General features: G+C 70.9%; 12 protein-coding genes. 9 read left to right on the forward strand and 3 right to left on the reverse strand.

Annotation, left to right across the window (positions count from 1 at the left end; translation table 11 throughout):
* Positions 1-183: 183 nt before the first annotated feature.
* From F4562_RS13760 to F4562_RS13795, 8 genes are all read left to right on the forward strand, one after another.
* Entirely contained in the window at positions 184-513 is a 330-nt protein-coding gene (locus tag F4562_RS13760) for a DUF2516 family protein (protein ID WP_184537959.1), read from the forward strand.
* A 71-nt stretch (positions 514-584) separates the two neighbouring features.
* On the forward strand, positions 585-1,136 hold the full coding sequence (locus tag F4562_RS13765) for a GNAT family N-acetyltransferase (protein WP_184537957.1): 552 nt from the start codon (positions 585-587) through the stop codon (positions 1,134-1,136).
* Positions 1,137-1,241: 105 nt separating this feature from the next.
* Positions 1,242-2,249: a LacI family DNA-binding transcriptional regulator gene (locus F4562_RS13770; RefSeq protein WP_184537955.1), complete on the forward strand. Its 1,008-nt coding sequence runs from the start codon at positions 1,242-1,244 to the stop codon at positions 2,247-2,249.
* The gene (locus F4562_RS13775) at positions 2,236-3,654 is read left to right on the forward strand and encodes a serine/threonine-protein kinase (RefSeq protein WP_184537953.1); all 1,419 of its coding nucleotides are present in this window, start codon (positions 2,236-2,238) and stop codon (positions 3,652-3,654) included. Before F4562_RS13770 ends, F4562_RS13775 begins: the two co-directional genes overlap by 14 nt.
* A 181-nt stretch (positions 3,655-3,835) precedes the next feature.
* The gene (locus F4562_RS13780; protein ID WP_184537951.1) at positions 3,836-4,153 is read left to right on the forward strand and encodes a hypothetical protein; all 318 of its coding nucleotides are present in this window, start codon (positions 3,836-3,838) and stop codon (positions 4,151-4,153) included.
* Positions 4,154-4,625: 472 nt separating this feature from the next.
* A complete protein-coding gene (locus F4562_RS13785; protein WP_184537949.1) occupies positions 4,626-7,562 on the forward strand; it encodes a glycoside hydrolase family 48 protein in 2,937 nt (978 codons plus the stop codon).
* 103 nt (positions 7,563-7,665) lie between these two features.
* The gene (locus F4562_RS13790) at positions 7,666-10,179 is read left to right on the forward strand and encodes a glycoside hydrolase family 9 protein (RefSeq protein ID WP_184537947.1); all 2,514 of its coding nucleotides are present in this window, start codon (positions 7,666-7,668) and stop codon (positions 10,177-10,179) included.
* Positions 10,180-10,248: 69 nt separating this feature from the next.
* Positions 10,249-11,817 carry a cellulase family glycosylhydrolase gene (locus F4562_RS13795; protein WP_184537945.1) on the forward strand — a complete coding sequence of 523 codons (1,569 nt, stop codon included), beginning with the start codon at positions 10,249-10,251 and terminating at the stop codon, positions 11,815-11,817.
* Between the two features lie 125 nt (positions 11,818-11,942).
* Here the strand turns inward: F4562_RS13795 and F4562_RS13800 are convergent, their stop codons facing one another.
* The gene (locus F4562_RS13800) at positions 11,943-12,503 is read right to left on the reverse strand and encodes an SGNH/GDSL hydrolase family protein (protein ID WP_184537944.1); all 561 of its coding nucleotides are present in this window, start codon (positions 12,501-12,503) and stop codon (positions 11,943-11,945) included.
* Positions 12,504-13,008: 505 nt separating this feature from the next.
* Entirely contained in the window at positions 13,009-14,046 is a 1,038-nt protein-coding gene (locus F4562_RS13805; protein ID WP_184537942.1) for a neutral zinc metallopeptidase, read from the reverse strand.
* A 131-nt stretch (positions 14,047-14,177) separates the two neighbouring features.
* On the opposite strand from F4562_RS13805, the gene F4562_RS13810 reads away from it, so the two are divergent.
* The gene (locus tag F4562_RS13810) at positions 14,178-15,983 is read left to right on the forward strand and encodes a DUF2207 domain-containing protein (RefSeq protein ID WP_184537940.1); all 1,806 of its coding nucleotides are present in this window, start codon (positions 14,178-14,180) and stop codon (positions 15,981-15,983) included.
* A 123-nt stretch (positions 15,984-16,106) separates the two neighbouring features.
* Here the strand turns inward: F4562_RS13810 and F4562_RS13815 are convergent, their stop codons facing one another.
* A complete protein-coding gene (locus F4562_RS13815; protein ID WP_184537938.1) occupies positions 16,107-17,051 on the reverse strand; it encodes an asparaginase in 945 nt (314 codons plus the stop codon).
* Between the last annotated feature and the right edge of the window lie 28 nt (positions 17,052-17,079).

Here is a 17,079-nt window from a genome sequence, read left to right on the forward strand (position 1 = left end):
CGCGGGGCCGGGGCGACCGGGGGTCCGCAGCCCGCCCCGGGCACGCGTCCGGGGCGGGCTTCTCCCCGAACCGCCCGCCCGCTCCCCCGCCCCGCCCCGCCCCGCCCAACGTCGCGGACGACGCGCGGCGGACTTTCGGCATAGGGTGAGAGACACCGGCGAGGCGAACGTTCTGGAGAGATGATGATCCAAATCCACGGTGCCCTGGACCTGGTCTTCTGGATCCTGGCCGTCGGGGTCTTCGCCCTGTCCGGCTGGGCGCTCCTGCACGCCCTCAAGACTCCGGCCCAGGCGTTCGCGGTCACCGGCAAGCAGACCAAGAACCTGTGGCTGGTCATCCTGGGTCTGGCGGCGCTGTTCGGCTTCGCCGCCGCGGTGCAGTACATCAGCGTGCTGAGCATCTTCACGATCGCGTCCGTCATCGCGTCCGGCATCTACCTGGCCGACGTGCGGCCCGCCGTGCGGGAGATCGGCAAGGGCGGCGGCAGCCACGGGCCGTACGGTCCCTGGTAAGGGCGGCGCGTCCGCTCCGGAGCGGGAATGGGATTGCAACCGTGCCGCCGGGACGGTAGACACACCGGGTGATGTTCGCTGAAAAACCCACTCTTTTCGGGAAACTCGTTACCCTTCGTCCCGTCGGTCTTGAATACGTCGACGGCCTCTGGGAGCTCGCCAACGACCCCGAGACCGTCCGGCTGACCGGCTCCCAGGGGGTCCCCGACTACGAGGCGACCAGGAAGTGGTACGCCTCACGGGGTGAGCACGACGACCGGCTGGACCTGGCGATCTGCAGCGCGGAGGACGACGGGTACGTCGGCGAGATCGTGCTCAACCAGCTCGACCCGGTCAACCTCTCGTGCAACCTGCGCATCGCGCTGCTCGGCCCGCGTGTCTACGGCAAGGGGTACGGCAGCGAGGCGATCCGCCTGGTTCTCGACCACGCCTTCGGCACCACCCCGCTGCACCGGGTGAGCCTCGACGTCTACTCCTTCAACGAGCGGGCCGCCCACGTCTACCAGAAGATCGGCTTTGTCCGGGAAGGCGTGTGCCGCGACACGCTTCTCCTGGACGGTGAATGGCACGATTCCATCATCATGTCGATACTTGCCCCTGACTGGCCTGTCAGAGAGATTTGACATACGCGTAGTGATTTTTCGGAAACATCTTTTGACCCTTCCGAAACAATGCTACGTTCACTGGGAGCGCTCCCACCTGTGCGGAATCTTGGTGTGGAGGAAGTTATGGCCGATCTACCCACACTTGCCCAGGTCGCTGCCGAGGCGGGGGTCTCCCCCGCCACCGCGTCCCGGGTACTCACCGGTTCAGTCAGAGTCAGCACGTCGGCTCGCAGACAGGTGCACGACGCGATCTCGCGTCTAGGTTACGTACGGCATCGCGCTCCCCGTGGCGGCTCCGGCCGCCGATCCGACCAGGTCGTGGCCGTGGTGGTCTGCGAACCCGCACACCGGCTCTTCACCGAGCCGTTCTACGCCCGCATGATCACCGCCGCCGAGGAGGTGCTGACCGGGCACCGCGTCCCCCTGGCCGTGATGACCGCGACGGCGGCCACCGCCGCCATCGCCACGCCGCCGCTCGTCGCGGGCGGCATCGACGGCGTCCTGCTGATCGGCGCACGCGACAGGCACCCGTTGGCGGTGACCCTGGCCGCCTCCGGCATCCCGGTGCGCAGCGCGGGCCGCCCGCCGGACGGCATCGACCTCCCGCACGTGGACATGGACAACCGCGACGGCGGCAGGCAGGCCGCCGAACACCTGCTGCTCGGCGGCCGGCGGTCCATCGGTGTCATCGCCGGTCCGCCCACGTTGCCGGCGGCACGCGACCGGCTCGACGGCTTCCTGCAGACGCTCGCCCTCGCCGGGATGACCGGTGTCCCGGTGGCGTACGGCGACTTCGGCCACGCCTCGGGCGTGCACGGAATGCAGTGGCTGCTGCGCCGGATGCCGCAGCTCGACGCGGTGTTCGCCGCCTCGGACGTGATGGCGGCGGCGGCCCTGCAGACCCTGCGGCGCGCCGGACGCCGGGTCCCCGAGGACGTGGCCGTCGTCGGCTTCGACGACTCCCCCGCCTCCCGGCGGACCTCCCCGCCGCTGACCACCGTGCGCCAGCCCGTGGAGGAGTTCGCGGCACTCGCCACCCGGCTGCTGCTGTTGTCGATGCGTTCGGCCGAAACCGGTTCCCGCAACAACCCCGTGCTGCCCACGGAGCTGGTGGTCCGTGAGTCATCCTGACCCGGGCGGGCTCCGCGCGGGCGACGTCCTCACCCGCAGGTACCTGTTGCTGGAGAGGATCGCCTGGGGCGGCATGAGCGTGATCTGGCGCGCCTTCGACCAGTCGTTGCAGCGGATGGTCGCGGTCAAGCTGCTGGACGGGGAACTCGGCGCCGACCGCGGGGAGCGCGAGCTGATCCGCCGGGAGGCACGCGCCACCGCGCGCCTCGTCCATCCCGACGCGATCGAGGTCTACGACTACGGGGAGACCGTGACCTCGCACGGACGCCTGGCCGCCTACGTGGTGATGCGTCTGCTGGAGGGACACCCGCTGGCGGACCGGATCGCCGAGGGGCCGCTGCCGTGGGCGGAGGCGGCGCTCATCGCCGCCAGGCTGGCCACCGTGCTGGCCGCCGCCCACGAACGCGGCATCGTCCACCGGGACGTCACCGCCGGGAACGTGCTGCTGACCCCCACCGGGGCCAAGCTGCTCGACTTCGGGATCGCGGCTTTCGTCGGCGAGGACGACGACGACCGGACATCCGGTTACGGCACTCCGCCCTATGTGGCGCCCGAGCGCCTCACCGGTGCCGCCGCCGACCCGGCGAGCGACGTCTACGCGCTCGGCGTGCTGCTGTTCGAGATGCTCACCGGCGCCCCGCCGTACCCGGAACGCACCTGGGAGGAGATCGAGAACACGCGGCGGGAGGGCCCGCCACCGGTCCCGGACGTGCCGGGGATGCCCACGAGGATCGGCGTCCTCTGCCGTGACTGCCTGGCGCACCGGCCCGAGGCCCGCCCGAAGGCGCGGGAGGTGGCCGACGAGCTGACGGAGGCACTGGCACGACCCCCCCGCCGGATCGGGCTCGTGCGCTGGACGCCGGCCTCGGCGGTGGCTGCGGCGGTGGCTTCCGCCATGGCGGCGGTCGTGGTGTGGAGTCAGCTCTCCGACCCCCGGAGCGGCCAGGCAGCGGGTCTCCGGCACAGCGAGGCCCCGACCACGGTCCTCGATTCCGCCACCTCGCGTCCCGAAGCCACACGGTCCGGCCCGGCCCTGACTCCCGGGGCCGCACGCTCCGAGTCGGCCACGTCCGTCCCCTCCTCACCCGGGCCCGCTCTCCGGGACGAGCCCGGCGTGGGATCGCACCCCACGACGGACGAGGTGCGGACGGTGGCGCCGAGCCTCGGCCAGAGCGTCCGGCGGTTCAACGCGCTGCTGGCCGAGGGCCAGGACGAGGGCACCATCCGCCCGGACGTGGCCCTGGACCTGCGTCAGGTCCTGGCCAACACCGTCTGCTGCTCCCGCGATCTCACCTCCGTCCACGGAAAGATCGCCGACCGGCACCGGGAAGGAGCCCTGTCCGATGAGCTCCGCGACGCGCTGGAGGCCCAGCTCCGGCTCGTCTCGGTCGCGCTGAGCGGGTAGACCGGCGCGAAGGGTCCGGACCGGGAGCGCGGTGATCGCAATCACCCTGGTCGCCGCGCTCCCGGCGGGTGCCTTCTGGTGATCTCCAAGCGAGGCGCAAGCACGTCCTGTGATGCTGAGCGCGCGGCGCTGCGATCTCAGGAGACTTCGCCCATGAGCTGGTCCATCGAGGCCGATACGGATGACGGTGACATACCCGCGCTGTTCCCCGGCCGCTAAGGACGTCCGGCCCACCGCCGGCGGGGAGCCGAAGGCCCAGATCTCGTTCACGGCCTACCGGATCATCGGCTGGTATGACGACCAGCACATCGCGGCCTGGCGGAAGCGGGGCTCCGGTTACCAGGCCGTGGTGATCGACTTCAAGGGCCGGGTGAAACGGGTGTTCGCCACCACCACCGACGCCACGAAGCACAGGAAGCAGTTCCTGTCGTTCACCAGGACCGCCTCAGCGGGCGAGCACTGTTCCATGCCGTCCGGCGTGACGCGCGGCAGCGCGTGAAGCGCCGCCGTCACGGCCGGCGGGACGACCTGGGCGGCCGGGGCACCGGCCGGGCGAAGGACCCGCCCGCCGGGCGGTCGGTCGTCATCGGCCTCACCACCGCCGGCCCGGCGGGCCGGCCCTCCGGCGTCACCCGTCCGGTTCCCGATCCGGGGAGCACCGTCACGAGGACCGTCCGCCCCGGCGGGCGGTCCTCGGTCGTTCACAGGGAGAGCTCATGGAGAACAAGTGCTCGACTTGAAAGTTTCAGCCTCCGCAGAGAGGGGTGCGTGGCCCGCCCCCGGATCGCAGCAGCCTGGCGGCATGGCACCGGAAACGCCGACGTAACCGGGAGAACATGCCATTGACATCCCGGGGACCGCCCCCAGAATCCGTTATGGGAGCGCTCCCACATTCTCCCTCCCCCGCCCGATCCGATACGGAGCAGCGACCAGCGACTTCGTGGAGATCCCACCCCTGGAGGCCCATTCCCATGCATCGGTTGCCCATCAAAGCGGGAGCGCTCCCACGCCTCCGAAGACGAGTCGCCGCGCTGGCGCTGCTCAGCCTCACAGCCGGGACGATGACCGCCCTCGCGGCCGCCCCCGCGCACGCGGCCATCGCCTGCGACGTCACCTACACGACCAACGACTGGCAGGGCGGCTTCACCGCCGGCGTCTCCATCAAGAACCTGGGCGACCCGCTGAACGGCTGGACGCTCGGCTTCGACTTCCCGGCGGGCACCCAGAAGGTCCTCCAGGGCTGGAGCGCCACGTGGTCGCAGAGCGGGCAGAGCGTCACGGCCAAGAACCTCGACTGGAACGGCAACCTGGCCACCGGGGCCTCCACCAGCATCGGGTTCAATGGCAGCTGGTCCGGGAGCAACCCCAAACCGACCGGCTTCACGATCAACGGCACCGCCTGCGGCGGAACCACTCCGGACAACCTGCCGCCCACCGTGAAGATCACAAAGCCCGCCGCCGGAGCGACCTTCACCGCACCCGCCACGGTGGAGATCACCGCCGACGCGGCCGACGCGGACGGCACCGTGAGCAAGGTCGAGTTCTTCAACGGGACCACACCGCTGGGCAGCGACACCAGCGCGCCGTACTCCCACCAGTGGACGGGCGTCCCCGCGGGCAGCTACTCGATCACCGCACGGGCCACCGACGACAAGGGGGCGACCAGGACCTCCGACCCGGTCGGCATCACCGTCGGCCCCGACTCGGGCCCCGCCGTGCTCCTCACCCCGGCCACGGTCGCCGTCCCCGAGGGCGGCGACGCCGGCCTGTCGGTCAAGCTCTCCAGGGCCCCCGCCGCGAACGTCACCGTCACCACTTCGCGGACGGACGGCGACGACGACCTGACCGTCTCCTCCGGCGCGTCGCTGACCTTCACCCCGGCCAACTGGAACACCGCCCAGACGGTGAAGCTCGCCGCCGCCGAGGACTCCGACCGGACCTCGGGCAGCGCCGAGTTCACCTCGGCCGCCACCGGGCACGCCGCCGCCAAGGCGACCGCCACCGAGGTCGACAACGACACCGGCGGCGACAACGAGTACGCCAAGCGCTTCACCGCGCTGTACAACAAGATCAAAGACCCGGCGAACGGCTACTTCTCACCGCAGGGCGTGCCCTACCACTCCGTCGAGACCCTCATGGTCGAGGCGCCGGACCACGGGCACGAGACCACCTCCGAGGCCTACAGCTACTACCTGTGGCTTGAGGCGGCCTACGGCAAGGTGACCGGCGACTGGAGCAGGTTCAACGCCGCCTGGGCCTCGATGGAGAAGTACATCATCCCGGCGACCGCCGACCAGCCGACCAACTCCTTCTACAACCCGGCCAAGCCCGCCACGTACGCCGGGGAGTGGGACGACGTCAAGCAGTACCCGTCCAGGCTGGACGGCGGCGTCTCGGTCGGCGTCGACCCGATCGCCGGTGAGTTGAAGGCCGCGTACGGCACCAGCGACGTCTACGGCATGCACTGGCTGCTGGACGTGGACAACACCTACGGGTTCGGCCGTTGCGGCGACGGCACCACCAAGCCCGCGTACATCAACACCTACCAGCGCGGTTCCGAGGAGTCGGTCTTCGAGACCATCCCGCAACCGTCCTGCGACACCTTCAAGCACGGTGGCCGCAACGGCTTCCTGGACCTGTTCACCGGCGACAGCAACTACGCCAGGCAGTGGAAGTACACCAACGCTCCCGACGCCGACGCCCGCGCCGTCCAGGTGGCCTACTGGGCACACACCTGGGCCTCCGAGCAGGGCAAGGCGTCGCAGGTCTCGGCGACGGTCGCCAAGGCCGCGAAGATGGGCGACTACCTGCGCTACGCGATGTACGACAAGTACTTCAAGAAGCAGGGTTGCGCCAGCACCTCGTGCCCGGCCGGCACCGGCAAGGACAGCGCCGCCTACCTGATGAGCTGGTACTACGCCTGGGGCGGTGCGCTGGACACCTCCGCGGGCTGGGCCTGGCGGATCGGCTCCAGCCACAACCACTCCGGCTACCAGAACCCGATGGCCGCCTGGGTGCTGTCCAACGTGGACGTGCTCAAGCCCAAGGGCACGACGGCGGTGCAGGACTGGAGCACCAGCCTGAAGCGGCAACTGGAGTTCTACCGCTGGCTCCAGTCGGCCGAGGGTGCCATCGCCGGAGGCGCCACCAACAGCTGGCAGGGCCACTACGCCGAGCGGCCGGCGAACCTGCCGACCTTCTACGGCATGACCTACGACTGGCAGCCGGTCTACCACGACCCGCCGTCCAACCAGTGGTTCGGCTTCCAGGCCTGGACGATGGAGCGGGTCGCGGAGCTGTACTACGCGACCGGCAACGCCGACGCCAAGGCCGTGCTGGACAAGTGGGTCACGTGGGCGACCGACCACACCACGGTCAACGCCGACGGGACGTTCCGGATGCCGTCGACGCTGGTGTGGACCGGTCAGCCGGACACCTGGAACCCCGACGACCCCGGCCCCAACGCCGGACTGCACGTCACCGTCAAGGACTACACCAGCGACGTGGGCGTGGCCGGTTCGTACGCCAAGGCGCTGATGTACTACGCGGCCAAGTCGGGGGACGCCAAGGCCAAGAGCGTCGCCAAGGGCCTGCTGGACGGCATGTGGAAGCACAACCAGGACGCCAGGGGCGTCTCCGTGCCGGAGACCAAGGCCGACTACAGCCGCCTGGACGACCCGGTTCACGTGCCGGCCGGCTGGACCGGAAAGATGCCCAACGGCGACGTCATCGACTCCGGCTCGACCTTCCTGTCCATCCGGTCCTTCTACAAGAACGACCCGGACTGGCCGAAGGTGGACGCCTACCTGAAGGGAACCGGCCCCGCGCCGACCTTCACCTACCACCGGTTCTGGGCACAGGTCGACGTCGCGGTCGCCCTGGCCGAGTACGGCCGGCTCTTCCCCTGATCGGGCCCCGTCCCGATCCGACCCCTCCCTGAGACCCCGGGGCGTGGCGGCACCCCTGACCTGCCGCCACGCCCCGGGCACCACCTCCCGAGAGGCACCCCCCATGAAGAGATCCCTGGCGGCGCTCACCCTGGCGGCGCTGGTGGCCGCGCCGCTTCCCGCCGCGCGGGCGGCGGCACCCGGCTTCGACTACGGCGAGGCGCTGCAGAAGTCCATCTGGTTCTACGAGGCCCAGCAGTCGGGGAAGCTGCCGAGCTGGAACCGCGTCGGGTGGCGCGGCGACTCCGCGCTCGACGACGGCGAGGACGCCGGGCTCGACCTGACCGGCGGCTGGTACGACGCGGGCGACCACGTGAAGTTCGGCCTGCCGATGGCGGCCACCACCACGATGCTGGCCTGGGGTGCGGTCGAGTACCGGGACGCCTACGCCTCCTCGGGCCAGCTCACCCACCTGCTGAACAACCTCAGGTTCGTCAACGACTACTTCGTCAAGGCCCACCCGGCGCCGAACGTGCTCTACGGGCAGGTCGGCCACGGCGGCAGGGACCACGCCTGGTGGGGCCCGGCCGAGGCGATGCAGATGGACCGGCCCGCGTTCAAGATCGACTCCTCCTGCGGCGGCTCCGACCTGGCCGGGGAGACCGCGGCGGCGATGGCGGCCTCGTCGATCGTCTTCCGCCCGACGGACCCCTCCTACGCCGACAAGCTGGTCACGCACGCCAGGCAGCTCTACACCTTCGCCGACACGGTGCGGAAGAAGTACAGCGACTGCATCACCGACGCGGCCGGGTACTACCAGTCGTGGAGCGGCTACAACGACGAGCTGGTCTGGGGTGCGATCTGGCTGCACCGGGCCACCGGGGAGGCCGCCTACCTGGCCAAGGCCGAGGCGTACTACGACAACCTCGGCACCGAGCCGCAGTCGACCACCAAGTCCTACAGGTGGACGATCGCCTGGGACGACAAGTCCTACGGCGCCTACGTGCTACTGCACAAGCTGACCGGCAAGCAGCGCTACCTCGACGACGCCAACCGCTGGCTCGACTACTGGACGGTCGGGGTCAACGGGCAGCGGGTCAGATACTCGCCGGGCGGCCAGGCCGTGCTCGACCGGTGGGGGTCGCTGCGCTACGCCGCCAACACCGCGTTCGCGGCGCTGGTGCACAGCGACACCATCACCGACGCCGAACGCAGGACCCGCTACCACGACTTCGCCAAACGGCAGATCGACTACGCGCTGGGCGACAACCCGCGCAACTCCTCCTACGTGATCGGCTTCGGCGTCAACCCGCCGAAGAACCCGCACCACCGCACCGCGCACGGCTCGTGGACCGACCAGCTGACCAACCCGGTCGAGACCCGCCACACCCTGTACGGCGCGCTCGTCGGCGGCCCGCCCGACCCCGACGACAAGTACACCGACAAGCGTGACGACTACGTGATGAACGAGGTCGCCACCGACTACAACGCGGGTTTCACCAGTGCCCTGGCCCGGCTGTACTCCGAGTACGGCGGGTCGCCCGCGGCCGGTTTCCCCGCCGGGGAGACACCCGACGGTCCGGAGATCTTCGTGGAGGCCGGGGTGAACGCCTCGGGTGCCGCGTTCACCGAGATCAAGGCGATCGTCAGGAACCAGTCGGCCTGGCCCGCGCGTCCGCTGACCGACGGCTCGTTCCGCTACTACTTCACCCTGGACGGCGACACGACCGCGAACCAGATCACCGTGTCGTCCGCCTACACCCAGTGCAAGGCGCCGACCGGCCCGACCCTGCTGTCCGGGAAGACCTATTTCGTCACCGTCGACTGCTCGGGGACGCCGATCTCCCCCGCCGGGCAGTCGCAGCACCGGCGCGAGGTGCAGTTCCGCATCGCCAGCTCCGGCACCTGGGACCCGGCCAACGACTGGTCGTACAAGGGTGTGGCCACCACGCCGGGGTCCACCCCGGTGCGGGTGGAGAACATCACGCTCCACTCCGGCACGAAGAGGATCTGGGGCACCCCGCCCGGGGAGGAGCCGCCTCCACAGGAGGACGAGGTGGCCCCGTCCAGGCCGGGCAAGCCCGCCGTCACCGCCGTCACCGCGAGCGGCGCCAGGCTGACCTGGGCGGCCTCCACCGACAACGTGGGCGTCACCGGCTACGACGTCCACCGCGGCACGGCCAGGGTGGGGACGGCCACCGGCCCGGCCTTCGACCTGACCGGGTTGTCCCCCGCGACCCCGTACACCGTGCACGTGGTGGCCAGGGACGCCGCGGGCAACTCCTCCCCGGCGTCGGAGAGCGTCTCCTTCACCACGGCCGAGGCCCCGGCCGGTGGCTGCACCGCCGTCTACAAGGTCGGCAACAGCTGGCAGGGCGCCTTCCAGGGCGAGGTCACGGTCAGGAACGAGAGCGCCTCGGCGATCACGGGCTGGACGGTGACCTGGCGGTTCCCCGACGGGCAGACGATCAGCCAGCTCTGGAACGGCACGCACACCCAGACGGGCTCGGACGTGTCGGTCAAGAACGTGGCCTGGAACGGTGCCCTCGCCCCGGCCGCGTCGGCGTCCTTCGGCTTCACCGCGAGCCACGGCGGCACCAACGGCGTCCCCACCCCGGTGGCCTGCGCCGCGAGCTGACCCCCTTCGCCCTGGCCGGGTGCGACGGACCCCTCCATCCGGCCGGTCACTCCCCACCCGAGGTAGATCATGCGAACACGACTGGCGACACTCGTCGCGCTTCTCCTCCCATTCCTCGCGTTCCTCTCCGCCGCCCCGCCCGCGCACGCCGCGACCGGCCTGCACGTGAGCGGAACGAAGATCCTCGAAGGAGGGGGCAGCACATTCGTCATGCGGGGCACCAGCCACGCGCACACCTGGTATCCGACGCAGACCGCCTCCTTCGCCGGCATCAAGTCACTCGGCGCGAACACCGTCCGCGTGGTCCTCAGCGGCGGCCGGTGGACCGCCAACGGCGCCGCCGACGTGGCGAACGTGGTCTCGCTCTGCAAGCAGAACAAGCTCATCTGCGTGCTGGAGAACCACGACACCACCGGGTACGGCGAGCAGAGCGGCGCCTACACCCTCGACCAGGCCGTCGACTACTGGATCAGCGTCAAGAGCGCGCTCGCCGGCCAGGAGGACTACGTCGTCATCAACATCGGCAACGAGCCCTTCGGTAACAACGCCACCACCCCCGGCTGGACCCAGGCCACCTCGGCCGCGATCGGCCGGATGCGTGACAACGGCTTCCAGCACCTGCTCATGGTCGACGCACCCAACTGGGGTCAGGACTGGGCCTTCACCATGCGCGACAACGCCAGGACCGTCTTCGCCGCCGATCCGCAGCGCAACACGGTCTTCTCCGTCCACATGTACGGCGTGTTCGACACGGCCGCCGAGGTCACCGGCTACCTTCAGCACTTCCAGACCGCCGGGTTGCCGCTGGTGATCGGCGAGTTCGGGTTCAACCACTCCGACGGCGACCCGGACGAGGACACGATCATGGCTCAGGCGCAGGCCAGGGGCGTCGGCTATCTCGGCTGGTCGTGGAGCGGCAACGGGGGCGGTGTCGAGTATCTCGACCAGGTGACCAACTTCAACGTCGCGAGCCTCACCACCTGGGGTCAGCGCCTGTTCAACGGCGCCGACGGCATCGCGCAGACCTCCGTCGAGGCCGCGGTCTACGGCGGGGGTGGTACTCCGGACACCGAGCCGCCCGGCAAACCGGGCAAGCCCACCGCCACCGACATCACCGCCACCGGCGCCCGCCTGACCTGGACCGCCTCCACCGACAACCGTGCCGTCACCTCCTACGACATCTACCGCGGCACCACCAGACTCACCACCTCCACCACCAACACCACCACCCTCACCGGCCTGACCCCCGAGACCGCCTACACCCTCCACATCGTCGCCCGCGACGCCGCCGGCAACACCTCCCCCGCTTCCGAAACCATTACCTTCACCACCTCCGCGACCCCACCCGGTGGCTGCACCGCCACCTACAAGACCGTCAACTCCTGGCAGGGCGGCTTCCAGGGCCAGGTCACCATCACCTGCACCACCGCCGCCACCTCCTGGAAGACCACCCTCACCTACCCCACCGGTGTGACCGTCACCCAGGCATGGAGCTCCACCCTCACCGCCACCCCACCCGCCTTCACCTTCACCAACGCCCCCTGGAACGGCACCGTCCCCGCCGGCGGAAGCACCACCTTCGGCTTCATCGCCACCTGGAACGGCACCGGCACCCCACCCACCCCCACCATCTCCTGACCCCGCTCTCCGATGTCGGGGCTCGCGCCGGGGCCCGGCCACGAAGCGGGCCCGCGCGGGGACGGTTCCGCACGGGAGCCCGGCCGCGCGACGAGAGGAGCGTCTTCCGTCGCGCGGCCGGGCAGTCAGCCGCGCGGCTCGATGCCGTACTCGCGCAGGGTGGCGGTCATCCAGCCGGCCAGGCGGGCGTGGCCGGTCGCGGTGGGGTGCACGCGGTCGGGCAGGACCGTGCCCCGGCCCCAGCGCCCGCCGCGCGGCTCCAGCGGGTCGAGGAAGGGCACCCCGGCCTCGTCCGTGGCGGTGGCGACGGCGTCGCGCACGCGGTAGGCCCATCCGGGTGCCTCGGTCATCCAGATCGGGCCGATCACCGCGATCCTGGTGTCCGGCCACGTCCGCCTGGCCAGTTCCAGGAGGTCCACGGCGGCGGCCCGGATCCGGCCGGCACCGATCCTGCGGTCGTTGCGTCCGCCGGAGATGAGCAGCAGGTCGGGCTCGGGACGCCAGGACAGCTCCCGTAGGAAGGACTGCCGGAAGGTGCGGCGCACCCTGCCGGGGTTGACGTAGCCCGTCCCGGACGCACCCGCGATGACCGGCTGCCAGCCGAGCTCCCGTGCGGCGAGCGCCGCGTAGGCGTCCCAGGCGCGGACCGGGCCCGACCCGACCGTGAAGCTGTCGCCAAGGATCATGACGACCGGGGCGTGCGTCCGCGGAAGCGGCGATGCGGGCGTGTCGGAGGAGGCCGACGGACGCGCCGTGCCGACCGTCGCGGGAACAGTCGTTCCAGCATTCGGGCTACATCCCGAAATAAGGCAGAAAACCGCCACAATAAAAGCGACCGCCGACGCCCATGGTCCTCTACGTGCGGGCGTACGCATATCACCTCGGAAAACGTCGGGCTGCCGACATGATTGCAGAGGCCCGAGAGCGGCGCGGCGATTCGGTTCCACCGGCCGTGACTCGGTTCCCACGGGGACCGGGCCGGTGACGCCCCGGCGGGCTCGTGGTGAGCAGCCCGGCGGCCCATCGGAGGGCGGGGGGCCCTGTGGCGGGCTCATGGTGAGCAGCCCGACGGTCCATCGGGGGCGGGGCCCTGCGGCGGATTCCCGGCTGTCCGGAATCCGGCTCTCCACGACGAGGCGACCGCCCGGGACCACCGGAGACAAACCGTCGCCTCAGCGCACGGGGTGCCTGTCAGTCGACCCGCGAGGGGGGAACCGCCCAGGTGTTGCAGTGGGCGACCCGGGCGTACTTCCAGCCCTGGTGGAGCCAGGCGGCGTAGTTGTCGCCGCTGCCGCGGTCGCGTCGCGCGCCGGCGTCCCGGTCGTCACCGCGGCTGTGCTCGACCCGCAGCGCCTCCTTCCAGCGGGCACCGGTCACGCCGAGCGGCGTCCGCACGGTCCGGATGAAGACGCCGGCGAAGCACTGCGCCTGGAGCTCGTTGCGGCGGGAGTGGGTGTCCTGGGCACTCCGGGACCTGTGGGAGACCTCCTGCCACCAGGCACCGCCGATGCCCGCCATGGACTGCACATGGTGGCCGTACTCGTGGGCCAGCACGGTCAGATAGGGCACGTGGTTGCGGGCGGGGTCGATCCGTTCGTTCTGCTGGATCACCTCGTTCACGCCGATGTACAGCCCGCGGTTGGCCGGGCAGTAGTAGGCGGCGGCATCGGGGGCCGGGTAGACGCCGCAGGGGCCGCGGCCCGGACGGGTCCAGAAGATCCTCTGCGGCGGCAGGAAGAGTGCCCCCGCCTGGGAGAACTTCGCCGACCACGCGCGGTCCATGCAGTCGGTGGCGGCGTTGAGGTAGGCCAGCATGTCATCGGTCCAGGCCGAGGGCCGGGGGACCCGGCAGGAGGTGGGACGCATCAGGCCGGTGCCGTACAGCGGATTGCGCTTGAGCCTGGCCGCGGTGTCGGAGCGGCCCACCTGACGCAGGTCCACATCCGTTTCCCGCGGGACGGATCCCGTGGCGGCCAGCGCGACCCGGGAGCCACCCCGCGGACCGAAGTTCAGCCGCTGCGGCGGGGTGAAGGGCGGGGGAGTGATCTCGACGTCACCGGCCGGTGGGGAGACGGGGTTTTCGGTCACTACGGGAACGGTTCCGGGATTGGCCGGAACCTCGGCCTCGTCACCCGCGAGGAGACCGGCGATCACCACGACCATGGCGAACGCCATCGCCAGGACGCCGAAGACTCCAAAAACCAGTGGGCCCGGCCCGCGTGGGCGCATGCGACCGCCTCTCCCCAGAGTGGATCTCCGGGCGGCAATCTAGCGGATATCCCCTCCTGATGTTTATCGGGTGAAAAAGGTGGAAGGGGGCGTTCTTCACCCCTCAGTGGATCTCGCTAAGCTCCCCACCCATGGCGGCATCTTCCCTGCACCGGGTAGCCGCGAGCCTGGCCGCGGCGGTCACGCTCGTGTTGGCGCTCGGCGCGTCCCCGGTCCTCGCGTCCCCGGTCCTCGCGACCGCCCGGACCGGCACCGCACCCACCGCACCCGTCGCGTCCACCGTGCCCGTCTCGTCCACCCTGCCCGTCTCGTCCGTCGCATCCATCGCGCCGGTGGCGTCCACCGGGGCCGCGGCGTCCACCGGAGCCGCGCAGGCGGGCACGCAGACGGGCACGGTGACGAGCGACCGGCTCCAGCTCCAGCTCCGGCCGGACGGCGTGCTGCACGTCAAGGAGGAGATCGTCTTCGAGGGCGGCACACCGTCGCGCACCCTGGTCGACCGCACCCGCTACGACGACGGCAACGACCGGCTCTACCGGATCGCCAACCTCACCGGTGACGCCACGCTGACCGGTGACACGATCACCCTGAAGGGCACCTCCGGCACCGTCACCCTGGAGTACGACGTCATCGGGGCGGTGACGCCGCTGGGCCGGGCCCGGGAACTGCGGTGGTACGCCGTGGGCGGGTGGTCGGTCCCCGTCGAGCAGGCCAAGGCCACCGTGTCCGGCCCGGCACAGCTGCAGAGCATCGCCTGCTTCGCCGGCCCGCTGACCTCTGCGATCCCGTGCGCGGAGGCGTCGATGGACTCCACGGGCGTTGTCGCCGACTTCGGGCACCAGGGGCTCGCCCCCGGCGAGGTGCTGACCGTGATCACCGGTTACCCCGCGGGCGCCGCCCAGGGTGGTCCCGTCCTGGAACGCCGCTTCGAGCTGTCCAACGCCTTCACGCTCAACACGCTCACCGGCGCCGCCCTGGCCGGTCTGCTGGTCCTGTTGCTCGGTGGCATCGGCCTGCTGTACTGGACCCGGGGCCGCGACGCCCGTGTGGCCGGCGGCGGGACGGGGCCGCTCAGCACGGCCCGCAACGGCCACTTCGCCCCACCGGACGGAGTGCGGCCCGGCCAGATCGGCACGCTCATGGACGAGCAGGCCGACGTGATCGACGTGACCGCCACGATCGTCGACCTGGCCGTCCGCGGCTACCTCCGCATCGACGAGCAGCCCCGCCAGACGTACGAGACGCCCGACTGGCAGCTGGTGCGGCTGCCCGACGCCCCGCTCTCCTCTCTGATGCCCTATGAGCGCAAGCTCTACGACGCCATCTTCGACGGACGCGACGCGGTGCTGCTCTCGCAGCTCAAGGGCTCGTTCGCGGCCAACCTCGGCAAGGTCCGCGACGCTCTCTACCGCGATGTCGTCACACAGGGCTGGTTCACCCGCCGCCCCGACACCGTCCGCAGCCGATGGACGACCGGGGGTGTGGTGCTCACCCTCTCCGGGATCATCGCCACCGTCGTGCTCGCCTGGTTCACCACGTACGGGCTGCTCGGCCTGGCGTTGATCATTTCCGGTGCGGCCCTGGCCGTCGGCGGCCAGTACATGCCCGCCAAGACCGTCAGGGGCTCGACCGCCCTGGCCCACACCCTGGGCTTCCGGGAGTATCTGGCGGACGGCGAGATCGGCGCCGACGTCCCGGCGGCCCAGCGTGTGGAGCTGTTCTCCCGGTACCTCCCCTATGCGGTGATCTTCGACAGCGTCGACCGCTGGGCCCGGGTGGTCTCGTCGGTCACCGGCGAGGGGCAGCAGGCCGACAACCTGTACTGGTATCACGGCCCGGCCGAATGGGACCTGTCCAGGTTCGCCGACTCGATGCGGACGTTCACCATGACGACCTCAGGAGCGATCTCCGCCACCCGCCGGTTCCGGTCCCTGTAGCCCGGAGCGAGCTCACCCGGTGCCGCCTTGAGAGGGACCGGTGCCGCCTTGAGAGGGACCGGTGCCGCCTTGAGAGGGACCGTCCGGCACCGGCCCGGCTCAGGACCTCGGGGCGAGCCCGCCCTACCGGCGCAGCCTGATCTCACCGACGGGACGGCCGCCGCCCAGCAGGACACCGGTGGCCAGCTCGTCCAGTTCCGGCCCCCGGAAACCGAGCGCGCCAAGAGCCTCGACGACGGCCGGGACCCGGGCCCGCTGGCCGCCGTCCTCGACCTTGACGGTGCCCGAGCGGCCGTCGGAGAAGACGAAGGCGTCGAACGCCTCGGCACCGGCCTTGACCATCAGGCCCGGGACCGCGCGCATCAGCCTGGCCTCGGGGCGGGTCGTTCCCGACGTCCACTCCGGGTGGTCCCGGAAGGCGTCCACGACCCGCCGCTCCGGGGTGCCGGGCTCGGCCTGGACCATGGCCCGGAACGCCCGCGTCACCCCCACCATGGAGACGAAGAAGAGCGGGGCACCGCAGCCGTCCACCCCGGTGGCCGCGACGCGCTCGCAGGTCAGCTCCTCGACGGTGGCGCGGATGGCCCGCTGCAGCGGGTGGGCCGGGTCGAGGTAGGTCTCCGGCGGCCAGCCGTTGACCACGCAGGTGGCGAGCATCGCCGCGTGCTTGCCCGAGCAGTTCATGTACACCCGGGCGCGGTCGCCGCCCGAGCGCAGCAGTTCCTCGCGGGAGGCGGGGTCCTCGGGCAGGTCCTCCGGGCACCCCAGCGCGTCCTCCTCCAGCCCGGCCCCCGCGAGGATCCGGCGGACCCCGTCCACGTGGAACGACTCGCCGGCGTGACTCGCGCACGACAGCGCGAGCAGCTCACCCTCCAGGGGCAGCCCCGCGCGGACCATGGCCAGCGCCTGCAACGGCTTCAGCGACGAACGCGGCGAGACGAGGGCGTCCACCGCCCCGTGAACCCTGACGGGGGACCCGTCGGCGGCGACGGCGAGCATGCGCACCCGGTGGGTGGACTCCACGAACCCCGAGCGGACGACCTCGACGAGCAATGACTCAGCAGACACCTTTGTCTCCTTTCGCGCAGAGTCTAGG

This window comes from Streptosporangium becharense (assembly GCF_014204985.1).
Taxonomy (GTDB): domain Bacteria; phylum Actinomycetota; class Actinomycetes; order Streptosporangiales; family Streptosporangiaceae; genus Streptosporangium; species Streptosporangium becharense.